This is a genomic window from Shewanella sp. WE21 (assembly GCF_002966515.1).
GTDB lineage: Bacteria > Pseudomonadota > Gammaproteobacteria > Enterobacterales > Shewanellaceae > Shewanella > Shewanella oncorhynchi.
Genome location: NZ_CP023019.1, coordinates 3,415,087 through 3,437,433, shown reverse-complemented (window position 1 = coordinate 3,437,433; position 22,347 = coordinate 3,415,087). Strand labels below are relative to the sequence as shown.

Genomic DNA, 22,347 nt, shown 5'->3' with positions numbered 1-22,347 from the left:
TAAGTTGTTTAATATATGTCCTGTGTTAAGGAGACAATTTGGTAGAACTGGTGTCGTAGCCCAGCCAAGACCAACTTCGCGCACATAGGTACTAACTTTTGGTGTGGAGATATCGATATGACTAAATTATTTGAACGTCTGGTTAACAGCTACAAGCGTGTTTTTGTTGAACTTTATACAGCTAATGAGCTGAAATAATCCCCAGAATTACTCGTGAAATTGATTGCATTTATGTGAAGTTTTGTTAGCGCAAAACGGGCCCCCATCTCCCTGAGATTGGGGGCTTTTTCTATATTAAGACCCTAGCATCCCCCAACAACTCCAGAACCCCATAAAACACCACGCCCCGTATCAAATGCGCAACATACCTATTAATAGGTATTTACCGATTAAAGTGGCTATTTTGCCACTTTAGTCCATTAGATTATTTGCAATAAGCGTTAATAATTTGAAATACAATCACTTCCATAAAATGCATTTTATATATAAAAAAAGGAGCGAAATTATCGCTCCTTTTTTACGCTTTCATTAACCTGCTTTTACCACTCAACAAAGGCAAAAGCCGTTGACTTTAAACGCTTAACCTAAGGTCACTCGTGCATTACGGAACATACGCATCCAAGGGCTATCTTCACCCCAAGCATCTGGATGCCAAGAGTTCGCCACAGTTCTGAACACACGTTCGGGGTGCGGCATCATCAAGGTTACGCGGCCATCTGTGGTACAAATCCCAGTCAAGCCATTTGGCGAGCCGTTCGGGTTTTGTGGATACTGAGTCGCGATATCACCTTTACCATTGACAAAACGCAGCGCAATAGTGCCTGACGCTTCGGCAATCGCCAGCGCTTCAGGGCTAGCAAACTCAGCCAAACCTTCACCGTGAGATACAGCAATTGGCATACGTGAACCGGCCATACCTTGGAAGAATAACGACGGGCTCTGTTGCACTTCAACTAAGCTGAAACGTGCTTCGAAACGCTCTGAGCGGTTACGCACAAAACGTGGCCAGTGCTCGCTACCTGGGATAATTTCTTTCAGGTTAGACAGCATTTGACAACCGTTACACACGCCAAGGGAGAAACTTGAGTCACGTTCAAAGAAACGAGAAAACTCATCGCGAGCTCGCTCATTAAACAGAATCGACTTAGCCCACCCCTCACCTGCGCCTAATACATCACCGTAGGAGAAGCCACCACAGGCCACTAGGCCTTGGAACTCACCTAGGCTGATACGGCCAGATAAAATATCCGACATGTGTACGTCGCGGCTTTCAAATCCAGCGCGGTCAAAAGCAGCGGCCATTTCTACGTGGGAGTTAACGCCCTGCTCACGCAAAATCGCCATCTTAGGCGCAGCGCCCTTAAGGATATAAGGTGCGGCAACATCAGTGCTTGGATCAAAACTTAAGTTAACGGTTAAGCCTAAATCGGTTTCGTCTTGCTTAAGTTTGAACTCTTCAAGCGCGCACGCTGGGTTATCACGCAGAGCTTGCATTCGATACGTGGTTTCTGACCACACAGTACGCAGCGCTACACGGGTATCACTGAAGATTTCACGCGCGCCATCTTTAATGGTGATGCGTTGATCGTCGGCTAGAGTTCCGATCACATGGCAAGGCACGCCAGCGATAGCGAACTGAGCGGCAATTTTCGCAGCATTGTCACGGCTCACTTGCAGCACAGCGCCGAGCTCCTCATTAAAGAGTCGTTCTAAATCAGTGCCCTGCAAGTCCTCTACATCTATGTCTAAACCTGTATTACCGGCAAAAGCCATTTCCACTAAGGTAGTGAATAAACCACCGTCGCTACGGTCGTGGTAAGCGATAACCGATTTTTTAGCGACTAGATTTTGCATGGTTTCGAAGAAACCGCGCAGCAGTGCAGCATCGTCAAGATCCGGCGCAATATCACCCAGCTCACCAAACACTTGGGCTAAACAAGAACCGCCTAAACGATTTTTGCCCGCACCTAAATCCACTAACAGTAAAGACGTTTCGCCTTTATCTGTGCGTAGCTCTGGCGTCACTGTATTGCGAATATCTTGCACCACACCAAAGGCGGTAATGACCAATGACATAGGTGACGTCACGGTTTTATCCGCGCCATCTTGCTGCCATGCGGTCTTCATCGACATAGAGTCTTTACCGACCGGAATGGTCAAGCTCAGCTCTGGACACAATTCTTCACCTACGGCTTTCACCGCTTCATAAAGACCCGCATCTTCACCTGGGTGACCCGCGGCAGACATCCAGTTGGCAGAAAGCTTAATACGCTTAAATGAACCGATATCGGCACCAGCGATGTTCATAATTGACTCAGCCACAGCCATACGGGCAGAGGCGCCAAAGTCTAGTAGCGCTAGCGGTGTACGTTCACCCAGTGACATAGCCTCACCGGCGTAGGTATCAAAGCTTGCCGCAGTCACAGCGCAATCGGCCACAGGCACTTGCCATGGACCCACCATTTGGTCACGGTTCACTAAACCCGTGACTGTGCGATCGCCAATAGTGATAAGGAAGGTTTTATCCGCAACTGTAGGCAAGCTCAGTACGCGTTTAACCGCTTCTTTAACATCAATCTTGTTTTGTTCGAGCGCTGGCGATACGGCTTTGGCCGATACCACATCGCGGCTCATCTTAGGTGCTTTGCCTAATAAGACTTCGAGCGGTAAATCGATAGGATTATTGTCGAAATGGCTATCGCTAAGCGTCAGGTGTTTCTCCGCTGTCGCTTCACCCACAACCGCAAACGGTGCGCGCTCACGCTCACAGATGGCAGTAAATAGCGCGAGGTTTTCAGGGGCAACTGACATCACATAACGTTCTTGTGATTCGTTACACCAGATTTCCAGCGGGCTCATGCCAGGCTCATCCGAAGGCACATTACGCAGATTAAATAAACCGCCGCGCTCGCCGTCATTCACGAGTTCAGGGAAAGCATTCGACAAACCGCCAGCGCCCACATCGTGGATAAATTGGATAGGATTTTTATCGCCAAGCTGCCAACAGCGGTCAATCACTTCCTGACAACGACGTTCCATTTCTGGGTTTTCACGTTGCACAGAAGCAAAATCTAAGTCTTCACTCGATTGACCCGATGCCATAGACGAAGCAGCGCCGCCGCCCAGACCAATGTTCATCGCTGGGCCACCCAGCACAATCAGCTTAGCGCCAACGGTGATTTCGCCCTTTTGTACGTGTTCTTCACGAATGTTACCTAAACCACCGGCTAACATAATTGGCTTGTGGTAACCACGGACTTCAACACCGTTGTGGCTGCTGACTTCCTGCTCATAGGTACGGAAATAACCGACCAGTGCCGGACGACCAAACTCGTTGTTAAATGCCGCGCCGCCAAGAGGACCTTCGGTCATGATGTCCAGCGCGCTCACGATACGTTCTGGCTTGCCATAGTTACCTTCCCATGGTTGAACAAAACCCGGGATTTTTAAATTGGATACACTAAAGCCTGTTAAACCCGCTTTAGGTTTAGAACCACGACCCGTCGCGCCTTCATCACGGATTTCACCACCCGAACCGGTTGCAGCGCCAGGATATGGGCTGATAGCGGTTGGATGGTTGTGGGTTTCCACTTTCATCAGGATGTGCATAGGTTCAGTGTGGTAGTTGTATACCCCATCAGGATCGGGGAAGAAACGACCCGCAACCGAACCTTCCATCACAGCAGCGTTATCTTTGTAGGCAGATAACACGTGATCAGGCGTGGTTTCAAAGGTGTTCTTGATCATCTTGAACAGTGACTTAGGCTGAACTTCACCGTCAATGGTCCAATCTGCGTTAAAAATCTTATGACGACAATGCTCAGAGTTCGCCTGAGCAAACATCATCAATTCGATGTCATGGGGATTACGGCCTAAACGGACGAAGTTCTCGACTAAATAGTCGATTTCATCTTCGGCTAAGGCAAGCCCCAATTCAGTGTTAGCCACTTCAAGTGCGCGGCGACCTTCGGCAAGAATATTGACGCTCTTAAACGGCGCAGGCTCAGTGCGTTTGAACAGCACATCGGCTTTGGTAAAATCATCGAGGATAATTTCAACCATGCGATCGTGCAGCAACGCATTTAAGGCTTGTTGCTGAGGCGCTGTCAGTGCATCTGACTCGACATAATACGCAACGCCTCGCTCCAAACGCTTCACTTTACCAAGGCCACAATTGTGCGCGATGTCAGTAGCTTTTGAAGACCAAGGAGAAATAGTACCGGGGCGAGGAGTGACAAACAGGAGTGAACCTTGGGGGATATGAGCTTCTATCGCAGGTCCATAGGTGAGAATTTTTTCAAGTTGCTGGCGTTCATTTGTGTCGAGCAACTCGCTCAAATCCGCTAAATGGACATACTCAGCATAGATTTGGCGTACCGGAAGCGCCGCGTTTTCGCAGGCCTCCATCAGCTTTTGCACCCTAAACGTCGAGAGTGCAGGGGCTCCGCGGATGATCTCCATCACGTCTATTCACCTTATTATTTATTATTGCAGGGGTCAGAGGTGGCGCTATTATAAGGAAATGTCTGTCACAAATCACCTGCGACCTTACGCAAAACAGTGTTTCCTGTGATATAAAAAGCCCAGTATTGTGTCGACTGCACTTTCCCCCAGAATGATTTTTTTTCGAAATCGCAGACAAACGGATATAATCCCACCAATGTCAGCCAGTTCACCACTAATGCCCCACTGTTAACTCGCTATCTATAATATTGATTTTATTTACTATAAGTACATTTAATGACTCGATTTCTGTTCGCTCTTATCTTAGGTTTCCTACTGACTGCCTGTCAGCAGGTGACCGTGGACGAAACAGAATTCGTGCCAAAAAAATTAACTGAGCTAAGAGTCGGTACACTTTACGGCCCACAGATTTATATGACCTCGGGCCAAGGTGATAGCGGTTTCGATTACGATATGGCGGTATTGTTTGCCGAATACTTAAATGTGCCCTTAAAAATGGTGCCCTACACAAACCGTATCGAGTTGTACGAAGCCCTCAAAAAGAATGAAATCGATATTATTGCTGCAGGCATGACAGAAACGCCCACAAGGCGAGAACAGTTCCGCTTAGGTCCACCGCTATACCGGGTGAATCAAGTGTTGGTGTATCGCGAAGGCATGCCAACCCCAAAAGACATCAGCGACTTAAAAGGCAAGATCACCGTTATCGCCGACTCTTCCTTCGTCGAGACCTTGACCCAGTTGCAAAAGCATTATCCAACGCTGGTGTGGGATCAAATTACCGACAAAGACAGTGAAGAGTTGTTGGCTATGATTGCCAACAAAGAAATTGACTACACTATCGCCGACTCTAGTAGCGTACAGATCAACCGTCGCTACCTGCCCGACTTACGCTCAGGTCCTGTGCTAGAAGAAAAACTCGATGTGATCTGGCTATTACCTCCCACTCACAGTGATGAACTTATGAGTAAATTGCTGGCCTTTTGGCACCAAGAGAAGCTTGCCGGCACGCTGGATCACCTCAACGAGAAATACTTTGGTCATGTAAAACGCTTCGATTATATCGATACTCGCGCATTTATCCGTGCCATTGAGACAGTATTGCCGCGTTATCGACAATTATTTGAAACCCATGCAGGCAATTTAGATTGGCGTAAACTGGCAGCAACCAGCTATCAAGAATCACATTGGAATCCTAATGCCCGCTCGGCCACAGGAGTGCGTGGCATGATGATGTTGACTCAGCCAACCGCCAAAGAGATTGGGATCACCAACCGACTCGATGCCGAAGAAAGTATTCGCGGCGGCGCGGCGTATTTGAACGATATGATCAATCGCCTGCCAGAATCGATCCCCGAGAGTCAACGCATGTGGTTTGCGCTGGCCTCTTACAACATAGGATATGCCCATATTGAAGATGCGCGTAAGCTTGCGGAATCGATGGAGTTAAATCCGAATGCTTGGCGAGATTTAAAAAAGGTACTACCGCTACTGCAAAAGCGTAAATATTATCAAAAAACACGTTATGGTTACGCCCGAGGCAGTGAAGCCGTTCATTACGTCGACAGCATCCGTCGCTACTATGACACGCTAGTCTGGGTGGATAATCAGTCGAAACAACCCGACCCCGATGATGACTCGAGCGACCTTACTGTGGAAGAACCCGTACTTCCAGCAGGAACGTTAAGCCCTGATCAACCTAAATAGCTTAACTCGTTAGCGCTCAGGTGCATGGGCCAAACGACAATCCAACAACTCACTTCTTATATATCAAGTACAGAGTTTTACGTAACAAGAACACCAACATAAAAACTCAAGATGTACGTAGATGTCTTCAACAAGGTCAGATACTAAGCAACAGGCAAGCTGAATTAAGGTTTATCAACCTAACTCAAATTTGCGATGAAAAACATCGCTTAGTTCAGCTTATCTGACCAGTGCTATTGCTGCACTCCTGTGCAACTGCTACTGTCTTGGGTTATGACCTAAGATAAATCTCTGTAGGGCATCGATAATAACAATTAATGGGGTCAATATGAGAAGAAAAACCATCAACAATACCGTTGCGCGTCGTCGTACTTTGCTAAAAATTCGTCATCGCCGTATTTTAAATCGTCAAAAACTCTTCTTTACTTTTATTCAGTCTCAGGATTAATTCTGTCACGTTAATCGACACTTACCCAATAGCTTGCTGCGCCTTTTGAGCCTGTTTCAGGGCTTTTTTCTCTTCCCTGCGACGTTTAAAAAAACGACTCAATTGCGCGCTACAAGCATCGGCCAACACCCCAGATGTGACTTCAACTTGGTGATTAAACGCCGGATGTTGCAGCAAATTCAGCACAGTACCCGCTGCTCCCGTTTTTTCATCCCGTGCACCAAATACCACACGAGCAATTCTGCTATGCACCATAGCGCCCGCACACATAGCGCAAGGTTCAAGCGTGACATATAAAGTCGCATCTAAAAGACGATAGTTTTCGACCAAACGCCCTGCTTCCCGCAAACATAAAATTTCCGCATGGGCGCTAGGATCGTGCTGGCGAATGGATAAATTGTAACCCGTCGCAATCTGCTGACCGTCTTTGACCAATACCGCCCCCACAGGTACTTCGCCCTCAGCTTCAGCTTTCTCGGCCATCAGCATCGCGACTTGCATCCAATGTTCATCTTGCTGAGATTGTTCGTCTTGTTGCGTTTGCACCACTTACACCTTATCTCTTTTAGCAAAAAATAAAGCCGGATTATATCAGTCAAGCACGGATATTTCACGGCTGAGCCATTCAACCTAAGTTAATCCATCAAACAATAAAAAAGGCGCACTCGGCGCCTTTTAATCGTTAATTCAAATAATTAACTTATTCCCATTCGATAGTCGCTGGCGGCTTGCCAGAGATATCGTAAACTACGCGAGAAATGCCATCGACTTCGTTAATGATGCGGTTTGATACGCGGCCTAAGAAATCATAGGGCAGATGTGCCCAATGAGCTGTCATAAAATCAATTGTTTCCACTGCGCGCAGTGATACAACCCAGTCATATTTACGGCCATCGCCCATCACGCCAACAGAGCGTACAGGTAAGAACACAGTAAAGGCTTGACTGACTTTATTGTATAAGTCGGCTTTATGCAGTTCTTCAATGAAGATAGCATCGGCGCGGCGCAGCAAGTCACAGTATTCTTTTTTCACTTCACCTAATACGCGCACACCAAGACCGGGGCCTGGGAACGGGTGACGATAAAGCATGTTGTATGGCAGGCCTAACTCAAGACCAATTTTACGCACTTCGTCTTTGAACAGTTCACGCAGAGGCTCGACTAAACCGAGCGCCATATCGGCTGGCAAACCGCCAACGTTATGGTGAGATTTAATCACATGTGCTTTGCCTGTGGCACTACCAGCAGATTCAATCACGTCTGGATAAATCGTGCCTTGCGCTAACCATTTGGCATTGGCGCATTTTTTCGATTCTTCATCGAAAATTTCCACGAATACGCGGCCGATGATCTTACGCTTAGCCTCTGGATCGGCTTCGCCTTTCATCGCATCGAGGAAACGGTTTTCCGCATCAACGTGAATAATATTCAGGCCGAAATGATCGCCAAACATTTCCATCACTTGCTCGGCTTCATTCAAACGTAATAAACCGTTATCAACGAATACGCAGGTCAGTTTTTTGCCGATAGCGCGGTGTAGCAGCATAGCCACAACCGAAGAATCAACACCGCCCGATAATCCTAAAATCACTTCATCATCACCGATTTGCTTCTTCAAGCGCTCAATCGCATCTTCGATGATAGAGGAAGGTTTCCAGTTCGCCGCACAGCCACAAATGTCTAAGGCAAAGTGCGATAACATGCGCATGCCTTGGCGAGTGTGGGTCACTTCTGGGTGGAACTGTACGCCGAAGAATTGCTTTTCTTCGTTTGCCATAGCGGCAAATGGGCAAGTGTCCGTTTTAGCGACCGCCACAAACCCTTCAGGAATAGCCGACACTTTATCGCCGTGGCTCATCCATACGTCGAGTAAGGGTTTGCCGTCACTGCTAACCGCATCTTCGATGCCTTTGAATAGCAATGAATCTGTCAGCATTTCAATTTGAGCGTAGCCGAATTCACCTTCGCCCACACCTTGGATCACTTTACCGCCCAGCTGCTCAGACATAGTCTGCATGCCGTAGCAAATGCCCAGTACCGGCACACCTGCGGTAAAGACGTATTCGGGCGCACGCGGCGAGTTTTCAGCCGTGACACTTTCTGGTCCGCCCGCAAGAATAATGCCGTTCGGGGCAAATTCGCGGATTTGGGCTTCGGTGACATCCCAAGCCCATAATTCACAGTAAACGCCGATTTCACGGATACGACGGGCAATCAGTTGAGTGTACTGGGATCCAAAATCGAGGATCAGTATCTTGTGCTCATGAATATCGCTCATGGGTAACCTTTATCTCATCTATTGTTTTAACATTGCTCAAAGCAGCGATTGCCAGCTTTAAGTATTGGATCATACGTTTTACAAAGAGGCGGCTTACGCCACCCCTCTTATCAAACGATTAAGAACCTGAACGGTAGTTCGGCGCTTCTTTCGTGATAGTCACATCGTGAACGTGGGACTCGCCCATGCCCGCTGAAGTCACTTTCACAAATTGGGCTTTTTCATTCAGTTCTAGAATGGTGGCACAACCGGTTAAGCCCATGCATGAACGAAGGCCGCCCATATGTTGATGGATGATTTCCTTCAACTTGCCTTTGTAAGGCACGCGCGCCTCTACACCTTCGGGGACTAACTTGTCGGCAGCATTGTCCGATTGGAAATAGCGGTCAGATGAACCTTGAGACATAGCGCCTAATGAACCCATACCACGGTAGGATTTATAGGCACGACCTTGATATAACTCAGTTTCGCCCGGTGCTTCCTCAGTTCCCGCAAACATTGAGCCCGCCATAATGCAAGATGCACCCGCGGCTAATGCTTTGGCTAAATCGCCAGAGAAACGAATGCCGCCATCGGCAATCACAGGAATACCTAGGCTCTTCATGGCTGCAGCGGCATCGGATACAGCAGTAATTTGCGGTACGCCCACGCCTGTCACGATACGAGTCGTACAGATAGAACCTGGGCCAATACCCACTTTAACTGCGTTAACACCCGCTTCGACTAAGGCTAATGCACCTTCTGCCGTGGCAACGTTACCACCGATAATTTGCAAATCAGGATGTTTAGCGCGAGTTTCACGAATGCGTTGTAAAACGCCTTCGGAATGACCGTGGGAAGAATCGATAAGTAAAACGTCAACACCGGCTTTAACCAGAGCGTCAACACGCTCTTCATTACCAGCGCCCGCACCTACGGCGGCACCAACACGTAAACGGCCTAACTCATCTTTACAGGCATTCGGTTTACGTTCGGCTTTTTCGAAGTCTTTAACTGTGATAAGGCCTTTCAATTTATAGTTATCATCGACCACTAACACTTTTTCGATACGATGTGAGTGCATCAATTTTTGCACTTCATCTAATTTAGTGCCTTCGGCAACAGTGACTAAACGCGCTTTAGGCGTCATCACTTCTTCTACCGTTTTGCTCCAATCTGTCACGAAACGTACGTCACGGCCAGTAATGATACCGACCAGCTCGTTTGCTTCGTTGACCACAGGATAACCCGCAAAACCATTCTTCAGTGTTAACACTTTCAGATCGGCTAAGGTCGTTGATGGGGTAACAGTCACAGGTTGTTGAACCACGCCCGCTTCGTAAATTTTTACTTTACGAACTTCTTCGGCTTGTTTTTCAATGCTCATGTTTTTATGAATAAAGCCTAAGCCGCCTTCCTGCGCCATCGCGATCGCAAGACGAGCTTCGGTAACTGTGTCCATAGCGGCAGACACAAGTGGGATATTCAATTCAATGGTATTGGTCAGGCGAGTTTTTAGAATGGCGGTATTTGGGAGTACAGTCGAATGCGCAGGAACAAGCAACACATCGTCAAAAGTAAGCGCTTCTTTAATTAAACGTAGCATATGCAACATCTCCCCAGTTGAGTAGGATTTAGAGGTGAAATATTGCGGCGGGATTATACCTTGCATATCGCCACTGGTAAATGGAAAATAGTAAATATCCCCATTTTATTGAGTTATTCGATGCAAGACACCAAAAACAACATTTATACTGTCTCGCGGCTCAATGGTGAAGTCAGACAAATTCTCGAAGGACAACTGGGTAAAATTTGGCTTAATGGCGAAATATCCAACTTTTCCTCCCCCAGCTCAGGGCATTGGTATCTCACCTTAAAAGACCACTCTTCGCAGATCCGTTGCGCCATGTTTAAAGGCCGTAACCAAACGGTCAGCTTTAAGCCCATCAATGGTCAGCAAGTGCTGGTCAAAGGCGCGATCAGCGTGTATGAACCCAGAGGCGACTATCAATTACTAATTGAGTCCATGCTGCCCGCAGGAGATGGATTGCTGGCCCAACAGTACGATGCACTCAAGATGAAGCTCGCCGCCGAAGGCTTATTTGCCGCCGATACCAAGAGACCTTTACCGAAGAATATTCAGCGCATTGGCGTTATTACGTCACCTACGGGTGCAGCGATCCGTGATGTGTTACATGTATTGGCAAGGCGCGATCCTTCCATCGAAGTCATTATCTATCCGACCCAAGTTCAGGGCGAAACCGCAGCGCAGAGTATTTGTCAGGCAATCAATATCGCCAACCAACGTTTAGAAGTCGATGTATTACTGCTCACCCGCGGTGGCGGGTCGCTTGAGGATTTGTGGTGTTTTAACAGCGAAGCACTCGCCCACACGATTTATAACAGCGCCCTACCCATTGTCAGCGCCGTCGGCCACGAAGTTGATACGACTATCAGTGATTATGTTGCTGATATCCGCGCCCCAACACCCTCTGCAGGCGCGGAGCTATTATCACAAGACAGTGATAATAAGGCGCAAAAACTCGCCACAGCCTTATCGCGCCTGCAACAAAGCGCGAAACATTATCAGCTTAAACAAGAAAGACGACTTAGTTTGCTAGAGCACAGACTGCAACGCCAAGACCCTAAACGGACTTTGCAGCAGTTCGAACAAAGATTCGATGAGATGCAATTACGACTAGAGTCCGCGCTGTCGAATCGCTTGCATCTGCTCAGCCGCCGTCAGCAGTTGCTCGCAAGCCGCCTTGAACAGCAATCTCCCAAGCATAAACTCGCCATTGAGGGTAACCGCTTAAGTTATCTTGCGAGCCGCTTACAGGATGCATTGCAGGACAAACTCAGCCAAAGTGAGCAACGGATAAAATACGCGGCCCATCAACTCGAAACCGTGAGCCCGCTTGCCACTTTAAGCCGTGGTTACAGCATTACCACTGACATCCACAATCAAGTGGTCGACTCTGCCGATAAACTGACGATAGGTGATAGTTTGCAGACCCGCTTGCGCCATGGACAAGTGATTTCAACCGTCACTCAGATAAAGCCGCTCGAATAAATCTACATGACGCTGAAATAGTCTTAAAACACAAAAGGAACCCTAAGGTTCCTTTTGTTTCAAATGTGTCTGGTAAAAAACACTATTTAGTTTTTCTGTCTTTGATATGGCTTTGTGCGCGCTTGCGGCGGCGCTCTTGGCTCATAGTCAACTTCTCAGTCTTGTTTTCAAATGGGTTATCACCCTCTTGGAAACGTAGCTGGATTGGTGTGCCCACCACTTTCAATGAACGACGGAAGTAGTTCATCATGTAGCGCTTATACGAGTCTGGCAGTCTACTCACTTGGTTACCGTGAATGACCACGATTGGCGGATTGTAACCACCGGCGTGAGCGTATTTAAGCTTCACACGGCGACCATTCACTAATGGCGGCTGGTGATCGTCCTGCGACATTTGCATAATACGGGTCAGCATAGAAGTGCTGACGCGGCGTGTGGCACTGTCGTAAGCTTCTTCAATCGATTCAAATAAATGGCCAACACCAGTACCGTGCAGCGCCGAAATAAAGTGAATACGGGCAAAGTCGATAAAACCAAGACGACGGTCAAGCTCGCTTTTCACACGATCTTTAATCCCTTGGTCGATACCATCCCACTTGTTGACGGCAATCACTAAGGCGCGACCCGCGTTGAGCGCAAAACCCAACAGACCTAAATCTTGCTCGGCAATCCCTTCACGGGCATCGATGATAAGCAACACCACGTTAGCATCTTCAACCGCTTTCAAAGTCTTGATCACTGAGAATTTCTCAATGACTTGATGTACTTTACTGCGACGACGAACACCCGCGGTATCGATAATCACGTACTCGCGACCTTCGCGTTCCATTGGAATGTAAATACTGTCACGGGTTGTACCGGGTTCATCGAATACCACGACGCGCTCTTCACCTAAAATACGGTTAGTCAGGGTCGACTTACCTACGTTAGGCTTACCTATGATCGCCAGCTTGATAGGCAAATCTTGCAGACGCTTTTGCTCAGCTTCCGCTTCTTCTTCGGTATATTCACGCTCTTCAGTAACTTCGTCTTCACCTTGACGCACAATGCCCATCGCTTCGGCATAAGGGGTCAGCGCGTATTCGATCATGTTGGTCACGCCACGTCCTTGGGACGCCGCCATTTGGTAAACTTCACCTAGACCTAAAGACCAAAACTCGGCACAAGCTGAATCGGCATCAATACCGTCAACTTTGTTAGCAACCACAAAGGTGGTTTTTTGACGGCTACGTAAGTGCTGTGCAATCGACAGATCCGCAGCGGTTAAACCCGCGCGCGCATCGGTCATAAATAGAACGACATCGGCTTCTTCAATGGCAGCAAGGGATTGCTCAGCCATTTTCGTCTCGATCCCTTCTTCAGTGCCATCGATACCGCCGGTATCGACCACAATGAACTCATAGCCGGATAAGAATGCTCGACCATATTTACGGTCACGTGTTAGGCCAGGAAAGTCAGCAACCAGCGCATCACGCGTGCGCGTAAGACGATTAAATAGGGTGGATTTACCGACGTTCGGCCGACCAACAAGGGCCACTACAGGGATCATGATTTTGCCTCTAAAAAACTTTTCAATAAAAAGCCCCCGGAACACACTTCCAGGGGCTCAGCAAGGATAACACTTTTAACTATGGAAGTGTTACAACAGCCAACTTTCCGCTGCGACCTTGAACATAGATTTTATCATCCACCACTAACGGCTGGCTGTATAATCCTGAGCTGTCCACTTGGACACGACCCACAATCGTCCCTGTACTGCGATCGATGAAGTGTAAATAACCTTCGAAATCACCCACAACTAAATAGTCTTTATATACAGCCGGAGATGTCAGAGTGCGGTTAGCTAACTCAGAATTACTCCACAGTTCCAAACCGTTACGTTTATCAACTGAGTAGATACGGCTGTGATCGTCAACTAAGTACAAGCTTAGGCCCGCTGATGCTAACTCGTTAAAGCTAGAATACTTACGTGTCCACACAACTCGACCCGTGCGCAGTTCCATCGACACTAAGTTACCGTTGTAGCTCACCGCGTATAAATTGTCGCCAAGGATCAAGGGGGTCATATCCACGTCGGCCATACGCGTAAACTCGTTACCGCCCGTTGGATTGTAAATCGCCTGTTCCCACGCAGCTTGACCATTGTTTTTAATCACAACAGCCACTTTGCCATCGGCGGTACCGATGAAGAAACCACCCGCTTCGTAAGCTGCAGAACCTGTACCGCGCAGGGTCAGATTCGGCAATTGCATTTCATACACCCACAGCTTAGCGCCAGTATCAACGTTAAACGCTTCGAGTGAACCAGAGCTGGTACTGACCACCACGACGTCATCGGCCACAGTGGGAGCTGACAGTAATTCACCGCCCGCAACGACATGCCATAACACTTGACCATCTTCAGCGTTCAGTGCAGCAAGCAGCCCACTTTCACCACCTAAAAAGACTTTATTACGCGCAGCAGTCACACCAGCAGCAATACGCGCACCTTTATTTTTCGCTAAAGCGTTATCACGAAACTCTTCGCTGAAATCTTTAGTCCAAACACGCTCGCCAGTGGCCTCATCGAAGGCAACCACTTCACCATAACGGTCGGCGGCAAAAATTTTTCCGTAACTAACGGCGGGGGCGAGGCGAGAATAATAATCACCAACACCATTACCGACAGAGGCGCTCCAACTCACTTCAGGAAACACTGTCGCCTGAATGGCAGTTAACTCACTTACCGGTTCTTCTTCGACATCGCTCGACGAACAGGCGGATAACATGGCCAGACTTAATCCAGCGGCTAGCAGGTTTTTGCACCAAGACTTCATCAAGGGATCCCTTATGCCTGATTTAGGCTATCAAGTTTGATTTTAAGCGCAGGGCTTGTCACCACACCACCATTGTCCATGGCAGCTTGATAAGCTGTTTTTGCCTTCTCAACATCACCTTGACGTACTAAGAAATCACCTTTCAACTCATCGCGCTGAGCAAAGAAAGCTTTATCTGTTACTTGATCTAAGGTCGCTAGAGCTGCATCAATTTGACCTTGCTCAGCTTGTACTCGTGCTAAACGCAAAGTCGCAATCACATCTAAACCAGCACCGGGTTTAGCCGCAATCACCTTGTTCAAGGCATCAATCGCTTTTGGATAATCCTTCGCTTCTACCGCAGTTTTGGCCACGATCAGTTCTAACAAGGCTTGATAGCCCTTTTGATCGTGATTTTTAGAAAACTCGGCGACACCCGCCAGCATTGCGGCTTCATCGGCAGATTTAGTGGTCAAATTTTGGAACGCTTTTGAAGCTTCTTCCGCTTGTGCCACTTTAACGTCAGAATAATAATTCCACGCATATAGGCCGCCTAAACCCACTACGGCACCGATTAAAATTGAATTTCCGTAATCTTTCCAGAACTGCTTGATAGCATCAACTTGTTGTTCTTCTGTGCTATAAATTTCCACGCGCACGTCCCCTTTATTTGATCAGTTCAGCCAAAAATGCGCCTAAGGCACTTCGAGCTACCCGTTGTTGTTCGATGTCATTGCGTAAATGTTTAACCGTAACCATACCTTCGGCAAGTTCATCTTCACCTATCAGTAGTGCCACACTCGCACCGCTTTTGTCGGCACGCTTCATTTGTTTCTTCACGTTACCGCCGCCACAGTGACTCATCACTTTAAGGTTTGGCAGTGCGTTACGTAATTCCTGCGCGACCTTGATGGCTTCGACCAGACAGCTATCACCCATGGCCGTGACATACACATCCACTTCTGGCGGAATATCTTTGGTTAGCTCTAAGGTTTCAAGCAGCAAGACAATGCGCTCTAAGCCCATAGCAAAACCGACCGCTGGAGTATCTTTACCACCTAACTGAGCGACTAAACCATCGTAGCGCCCCCCCGCAAGTACAGTACCTTGTGAGCCTAAACTAGATGTAACCCATTCAAATACAGTGCGATTATAGTAATCTAAACCACGTACTAGACGCGGATTAATGGTGTATTTGATACCCACTGCGTCAAGTAGTTCACGCAATTGTGAAAAATGTGTCTTCGATTCTTCACCGAGAAAATCCATTAACTCAGGTGCATCAACCAATATGGCTTGGACATTTTGATCTTTTGAATCCAATACTCGCAGCGGATTGCTGTACATGCGACGCTTACTGTCTTCATCTAGCGCATCTTTATGCAGCTCTAAAAACGCTATTAAGGCATCACGATAAACAGCGCGCTCAGCAGGATCACCTAAGGTATTTAGCTCTAATGAGACGTGCTCGCTAATACCGAGTTTTTCCCACAGACGTGCCGATAGCATTAGGACTTCAGCATCAATATCAGCCGAGCCAATGCCATACACTTCAACGCCAAATTGGTTAAACTGACGATAACGGCCTTTTTGTGGGCGCTCGTGGCGGAACATAGGCCCCATATACCAAAGACGTTGCTCTTGGTTATATAGCAGACCGTTTTCGTTACCTGCACGCACTGTCGACGCGGTACCTTCAGGGCGTAGCGTTAAGCTGTCACCGTTATTATCTGCGAAGGTATACATTTCTTTTTCAACAATATCAGTCACTTCACCGATAGAGCGTTTAAAAAGATCTGTATTTTCCACTATTGGAGTGCGGATTTCGCTGTAACCGTAAGCACTGACGCTCGAACGTAGTACCGCTTCCACTTTTTGCCATAGAGGACTTTGAGTTGGCAGAATGTCATTCATTCCGCGAATCGCTTGGATCTGTTTTGCCACTGTATCGACTCGTCCGATTTCGCTAAATTAATAAAAATGTCACGCATTATAGGCTTTTGAGCGTAAAACGTAAAACGACCCCGTCGGTTTCGGGGCCTAGCTCAACATCATTAAGCGTAATCTATGCCCAAATGCGGGTACATATTACTCAGTTGTATCTTTGATTTGAATACGGTTCGCCATTTGACTGGCTTTTGCGCGAATTTTCGCTTCGAGGGAATCGACAATGTTGTCGTTGTCAAAACGTTCTTTTTGACGTTCACCCTCGTCATAGTAACCGCTCTTATTGTGCCCACCGGTTAAGCCGATGTGCGACACTAAGGCTTCACCTGGGCCGTTGACTACGCAGCCGATAATAGACACATCCATGGCGGTAGTCACGTCTTCGAGGCGACGCTCTAACTCATTGACTGTACTGATCACATCGAACTCTTGACGAGAACAAGATGGACAGGCAATAAAGTTAATGCCACGGCTACGAATACGCAGCGACTTTAAAATGTCAAAACCGACTTTGATTTCTTCGACCGGATCAGCGGCCAAGGAAATTCGTAGGGTATCGCCTATGCCTTCGGCCAATAACATGCCTAAGCCTACGGCCGATTTCACTGAACCCGCGCGCGCGCCACCGGCTTCGGTAATGCCTAAATGCAGGGGTTGGCGAATTTGCTTTGCCAATAAACGGTAGGATTCGACCGCTAAAAATACATCGGAGGCTTTAACGCTGACCTTGAACTGATCAAAGTTCAATCTGTCCAGAATATCCACATGGCGCATAGCTGATTCAAGCAAGGCTTCAGGTGTGGGTTCTTTGTACTTGTCCATTAGATCTTTTTCTAATGACCCACCATTCACACCAATACGGATAGGAATATTATGGTCACGGGCACATTCCACCACGCTACGAATACGCTCTTCATTGCCTATATTGCCCGGATTGATTCGAAGGCAATCGACACCGTACTCAGCAACTTTTAAAGCAATGCGATAATCAAAATGAATGTCGGCCACTAAAGGAACATTGACCGCTTGCTTAATGAGTTTAAAGGCTTCAGCCGCATCCATAGTGGGTACAGAGATACGCACTATATCGGCACCGACTTTCTCTAAGGCACGAATTTGAGCAATTGTCGCTTCAACATCTGTGGTCTTAGTATTGGTCATTGACTGAACAGCAATCGGCGCCCCATCACCAATCGGTACATTACCCACATAAATGCGGGTGGAAGGACGTCTTTTTATGGGAGTTTCATTATACATGCTTAATACGCTCTATTTCGGTACGTGCTGCAGATCATTACGCGGTCGTTAGGCTTTAGGCAAGGTTAAACGCGCGACTCGTCCCTTGGGGAAATCCGCTAGGCTAACAATTTGACCATCTAAGCTTAAGGTCGCTACATGGGGGGCACCTAAAATGACTTTAAACGGTGGCACACCGCTCACTTGCACTGTCGCGCCAGCGCCTTTAACACCATCGACTAACGCTTTACCTTTCGCATCAACAATGTTTATCCAGCAATCACCCGTCAACTGGACATCTATAATCGATTGTCCTGCAACAGCAACCAAAGTACTTGCTGCAGTGGCAGTGGTCGTTGATGTTGTGGTGGGTGAAGGCGTTGAACTAACAGGCTGTTGGACTACAGGAGCTGTCGTTTGCGGAACAGATGGCGTTGTCGTAGTGGCTGCGATTGCTGAACCACCATCTTCATTACTCGTATCAACGGTCTGAGGATAATTATTGTCCGTTGGTCCTGTGCTGACATCAATAGTGCTTGCATCAGTATCTTTAATTGGACCATCGATAGACATTGAGCCGTTTGCGGCAATCTCAGTCAAACGAGGACTGGCATCCGTTTCGGTCAATAACACATCACCTGGCAGCGTCTGATTCGCCGCTGCGACCTCTTCAGCCGTGGGTTGCGACACATCAATAGTGCTTAGCAAGGTCGTTTTTTGCATCCACCAGACGACTAACGAACCGAGTAACACTATGACGATAAAAATACTCAGCCAAGTTAAACGCGTATCGCGAGCTTGATATGTGGTTTTGCGTGAAAAACTTTGCATTGCAGGCTCAGTCACGACTGGCACTTGCTGCACAAGACAAGCTTCAATCAAAGCCGCATCGGCACTGACCATACGCGCGTAGTTTTTCACATAGCCACGTACATAAGTCGATGAGGCAATATTTGTAAAATTGTCAGCTTCAATATCTTCAATAATACGAGGACGTAGATGCAGCTTTACAGCGGCATCTTGAATACTAAGGCCCATTTTTTCGCGGGCGGCTTTTAATAAAGTACCAAGCGTGACATCTAGCGCGACTGATTGCGGTGCTACCGACTCAACTGGCGCATTGGTTTCATGATCTTTCATTGATGCAAATTAACTCTGTATTGCTTGGCCTGAGGTGATGCTGGGAATTTGGCAAGCAATAAAATACCAAATCTCTTCACAGCGGCATCATCATTCACTGCCTGCTCTATTTTGATCCCGAGCGCTAAACTTTCTGGAGTTTGCTCAGCCACTTGGTGATAGCGCGCTAATTGGTTTCGCGCCTGAATAAAATCACCTTGATCGACTTCTAACTCTGCCAACTCCAGTAATGACACCGAGCGTCTCGGGTCATACTTTAACGCCATCTGAAAATACTGTCGTGCCTTTTCTGCTTGTCCTGCTTCGCGACTACAAAGACCTAAGTTCTCATAGCTTGAGGCAGTGCGCGTATATTTGGGCATTTCAATTGCGGCCAAAAACATTTTTTCAGCTTTGTTGTATTGCTTTTGTTGGCACAAAAACACCCCGAAATTATTCATGGAATCGCCAGAGGCGTCCTTAGTACTAATGGCATTCATGTACGACTCTTCGGTACGCACTAAATCGCCCACGGTTTGATAGTAATAAGCCAGAGCGGTATGCACATCTTCGAGCTCTGGAGCATATTCTAATGCTTTATCAAGATTGTATTTGGCTTGTTCCGTGCTACCTCGATTTAAATAGGTTAAACCGAGCTGCATCCGCTCTCTTGCGGCGGCGACTTTGTCTAACTTTCGTTCCGAAACAGGAATATCTGTCCCAGTATAAGTACGCTCAGTGACGCATCCTGTCATCAATAATGACAGGCTTAAAATCAACGAAAACCTTGGCAATCCATGCTTCATGGGCAAGCCTATAAATCTGTGCAAACAAAGAGTTAATTCATTGTGACTGAAATCTGGTTTTCTTGCATGCGTTTTTTCGCTAAACGTTTCGTTCTGTCGCGAATATCGCCAGCTAACTGACCACAAGCGGCATCGATGTCATCTCCACGGGTTTTACGTACGATGACAGTAAAACCGTATTCCATAAGAACCTTAGAAAAACGGTCGATACGTGAATTAGATGAGCGGCCATAAGGCGAGCCTGGATACGGATTAAATGGGATCAGATTCACCTTACAAGGCGTATCTTTCATTAACTTAGCTAACTCATGGGCTTGGTCTGTGCTGTCGTTGATATGATCTAACATCACATATTCAACTGTCACGCGGCCGCGGTTAGCATTTGATTTAGCAATATAGCGACGAATACCCGCTAAAAACTCATCCAGCGGATACTTTTTATTGATCGGGACCAGAATGTCACGCAACTCATCATTGGGTGCATGAATACTGACAGCAAGTGCCACATCGATGGCATCGCCCAGTTTATCTAACGCTGGCACTACGCCTGATGTTGATAAAGTCACGCGGCGCTTTGATAAACTAAAACCAAAATCATCGAGCATGATGTCCATAGCAGGGATCACATTGGCTAAATTGAGTAATGGCTCACCCATGCCCATCATCACGACGTTAGTGATCGGACGCTCGCCCGTGTCTTTTGCAAACCCTAAAAAGTGCGATACGCGCCAGATTTGGCCGACGATTTCAGAAACCGTTAAGTTACGGTTAAAACCTTGCTGACCCGTCGAGCAGAAAGTACATTCCAGCGCACAGCCAACCTGTGAAGATACACACAAGGTCGCACGATCATCCTCAGGAATATAAACCGTTTCCACTTCTTGGCCTTGGCCAACATTAATTGCAAATTTTATCGTACCATCAGTCGATTTTTGGAAACTCGAAATTTCTGGTGCAACGATCTCGCAGCGGGCCGCCAACTTTTGACGTAACACTTTGTTGATGTTGGTCATCTCTTCGAAGTCACTGACACCGAAATGATATAGCCATTTCATGAGCTGATCGGCACGAAAGGGTTTTTCACCCATTTCCGCAAATAATGCGCGCATCGCCTTACGATCAAGGTCTAATAAATTGATCTTCTTTTCACTCATATAGCTAACCTCAACACCAAAAACCGGATCCTGCAACAGGGCGGCGAATTATACAGACGCAAATAAATTTTAGCCAGTAACTCAATTCACCTATGATAGAATCTCCAAGGGCTAATATTGGCCTAAAATACGGAGTTGTAATTCCACCTATATGTTAACCCTCATCATTATAGTGCTTGTCGCTGTTGCTGTTTCTTTTCTGTGCAGTGTGTTCGAAGCTGTTCTGTTATCGGTTACCCCAAGTTATATCGCATCACTCGAACAAACTGACAGTGCCGCAGCCGCGCGCTTGCGTAGATTGAAAGAGAATGTCGAAGCCCCTTTGGTGTCAATCCTTACCCTAAATACTATCGCTCATACCGTCGGTGCCGCCGTTGCAGGTGCGCAAGCGGCTAAAGTATTTGGTGACGATATGTTAGGTGTTTTCTCGGGCGTATTAACCTTTATTATCCTGTTTTTCTCAGAAATCATTCCTAAATCATTGGGTGCAAACCATTGGCGTCGCCTCGCACCAAGTGTTTCTGTTGCCGTGCTGTGGATGAAGCGTACCACTAAACCGCTGATCTGGATGTCACAGCAAGTCACTCGCCTAATGGGCAAAGGTGATGAAGGCCACTACATACGCCAAGAGATGAGTGCTATGGCCAAAATTGGCCATGAATCCGGTGAGCTTGATGAGCAAGAGTCAAAAATTTTGACGCAAATGCTGAAGGTGCGAGATATGCCAGTCACAGCGATCATGACTCCACGTACTGTAATGTTTTCTTTGCCCATAGATCTCACCCAAAATGAGTTTGTGCGCCAATACCGCGACAAGCCTTTTACTCGAATTCCAGTTTACGACCAAGATCATGATGATGTGATTGGTTACATTACCCGCACCGATGTATTGCTAGCAGAGCGTTACACGCCAGAAGCACCGATTGGTGAACTTAAACGGAGTTTATTTGTGGTGCCTGAAACCGCAAAAATTCTGCCACTTTTTGAGCGTATGATTAAACGTAACACCCAAATTGCGATGGTGGTCGACGAGTACGGCAGTAGCCAAGGTATCGTAACTCAAGAAGATATTATCGAATCTATGTTAGGATTAGAGATTGTCGATCTAAACGACCCAGCGACCGATATGCAGCAATTGGCACGTAAACTTTGGACTAAGCGCATGAAGCAAAAAGGCATTCGCCTATCCGATGACGGTGATTTTGAAGCCGCATCCGATGATGACGAAGCCAAATCTGGTTGAAGGCTAACCAAGTTTAGTGCTTGTTAATATAAAGGGAGCCTAGCTCCCTTTATTCTTTTAGAATGCGGATGACTCAGAACCCTCTGAAACTCGCATTT

15 protein-coding genes are annotated in these 22,347 nt (G+C 47.3%); 3 read left to right on the top strand and 12 right to left on the bottom strand.

Annotated elements, in window-relative coordinates:
• Positions 1–579 precede the first annotated feature (579 nt).
• Entirely contained in the window at positions 580–4,461 is a 3,882-nt protein-coding gene (gene purL / locus CKQ84_RS15165) for a phosphoribosylformylglycinamidine synthase (RefSeq protein ID WP_105251901.1), read from the bottom strand.
• Between the two features lie 279 nt (positions 4,462–4,740).
• On the opposite strand from purL, the gene mltF reads away from it, so the two are divergent.
• Complete coding sequence (mltF, locus tag CKQ84_RS15160) at positions 4,741–6,171, top strand: membrane-bound lytic murein transglycosylase MltF (protein WP_105251900.1); 1,431 nt, start codon at positions 4,741–4,743, stop codon at positions 6,169–6,171.
• 469 nt (positions 6,172–6,640) lie between these two features.
• On the opposite strand, the gene tadA is transcribed toward mltF, so the two are convergent.
• From tadA to guaB, 3 genes are all read right to left on the bottom strand, one after another.
• Positions 6,641–7,168 carry a tRNA adenosine(34) deaminase TadA gene (gene tadA / locus CKQ84_RS15155; RefSeq protein WP_105251899.1) on the bottom strand — a complete coding sequence of 176 codons (528 nt, stop codon included), beginning with the start codon at positions 7,166–7,168 and terminating at the stop codon, positions 6,641–6,643.
• A gap of 151 nt (positions 7,169–7,319) precedes the next feature.
• The gene (gene guaA / locus CKQ84_RS15150) at positions 7,320–8,897 is read right to left on the bottom strand and encodes a glutamine-hydrolyzing GMP synthase (RefSeq protein WP_028761248.1); all 1,578 of its coding nucleotides are present in this window, start codon (positions 8,895–8,897) and stop codon (positions 7,320–7,322) included.
• Between the two features lie 118 nt (positions 8,898–9,015).
• Complete coding sequence (gene guaB, locus CKQ84_RS15145) at positions 9,016–10,482, bottom strand: IMP dehydrogenase (RefSeq protein WP_006085677.1); 1,467 nt, start codon at positions 10,480–10,482, stop codon at positions 9,016–9,018.
• 120 nt (positions 10,483–10,602) lie between these two features.
• On the opposite strand from guaB, the gene xseA reads away from it, so the two are divergent.
• The gene (gene xseA / locus CKQ84_RS15140; protein ID WP_105251898.1) at positions 10,603–11,949 is read left to right on the top strand and encodes an exodeoxyribonuclease VII large subunit; all 1,347 of its coding nucleotides are present in this window, start codon (positions 10,603–10,605) and stop codon (positions 11,947–11,949) included.
• An 82-nt stretch (positions 11,950–12,031) separates the two neighbouring features.
• Here the strand turns inward: xseA and der are convergent, their stop codons facing one another.
• The 8 genes from der to CKQ84_RS15100 all read right to left on the bottom strand — a co-directional run bounded on the left by der (position 12,032) and on the right by CKQ84_RS15100 (position 21,006).
• Positions 12,032–13,498: a ribosome biogenesis GTPase Der gene (gene der / locus CKQ84_RS15135; RefSeq protein ID WP_105251897.1), complete on the bottom strand. Its 1,467-nt coding sequence runs from the start codon at positions 13,496–13,498 to the stop codon at positions 12,032–12,034.
• Between the two features lie 79 nt (positions 13,499–13,577).
• Positions 13,578–14,765: an outer membrane protein assembly factor BamB gene (gene bamB / locus CKQ84_RS15130; protein ID WP_105251896.1), complete on the bottom strand. Its 1,188-nt coding sequence runs from the start codon at positions 14,763–14,765 to the stop codon at positions 13,578–13,580.
• Positions 14,766–14,776: 11 nt separating this feature from the next.
• Positions 14,777–15,397, bottom strand: a complete 621-nt coding sequence (locus tag CKQ84_RS15125) for a tetratricopeptide repeat protein (protein ID WP_105251895.1) — start codon at positions 15,395–15,397, stop codon at positions 14,777–14,779.
• Between the two features lie 13 nt (positions 15,398–15,410).
• Entirely contained in the window at positions 15,411–16,688 is a 1,278-nt protein-coding gene (gene hisS, locus CKQ84_RS15120; protein ID WP_028761252.1) for a histidine--tRNA ligase, read from the bottom strand.
• 144 nt (positions 16,689–16,832) lie between these two features.
• Positions 16,833–17,948: a flavodoxin-dependent (E)-4-hydroxy-3-methylbut-2-enyl-diphosphate synthase gene (ispG, locus tag CKQ84_RS15115; protein ID WP_105251894.1), complete on the bottom strand. Its 1,116-nt coding sequence runs from the start codon at positions 17,946–17,948 to the stop codon at positions 16,833–16,835.
• 48 nt (positions 17,949–17,996) lie between these two features.
• Complete coding sequence (locus tag CKQ84_RS15110) at positions 17,997–19,067, bottom strand: RodZ domain-containing protein (protein WP_105251893.1); 1,071 nt, start codon at positions 19,065–19,067, stop codon at positions 17,997–17,999.
• Positions 19,064–19,852 (bottom strand): type IV pilus biogenesis/stability protein PilW, encoded by a 789-nt coding sequence (gene pilW, locus CKQ84_RS15105; RefSeq protein WP_028761255.1) that lies wholly within the window; start codon positions 19,850–19,852, stop codon positions 19,064–19,066. The genes CKQ84_RS15110 and pilW overlap by 4 nt, the downstream gene beginning before the upstream one ends.
• 32 nt (positions 19,853–19,884) lie before the next feature.
• Complete coding sequence (locus CKQ84_RS15100; RefSeq protein WP_028761256.1) at positions 19,885–21,006, bottom strand: bifunctional tRNA (adenosine(37)-C2)-methyltransferase TrmG/ribosomal RNA large subunit methyltransferase RlmN; 1,122 nt, start codon at positions 21,004–21,006, stop codon at positions 19,885–19,887.
• 151 nt (positions 21,007–21,157) lie between these two features.
• Between CKQ84_RS15100 and CKQ84_RS15095 the strand changes: the two genes are divergently transcribed.
• Entirely contained in the window at positions 21,158–22,249 is a 1,092-nt protein-coding gene (locus tag CKQ84_RS15095) for a CNNM domain-containing protein (RefSeq protein ID WP_028761257.1), read from the top strand.
• Positions 22,250–22,347: the final 98 nt, after the last annotated feature.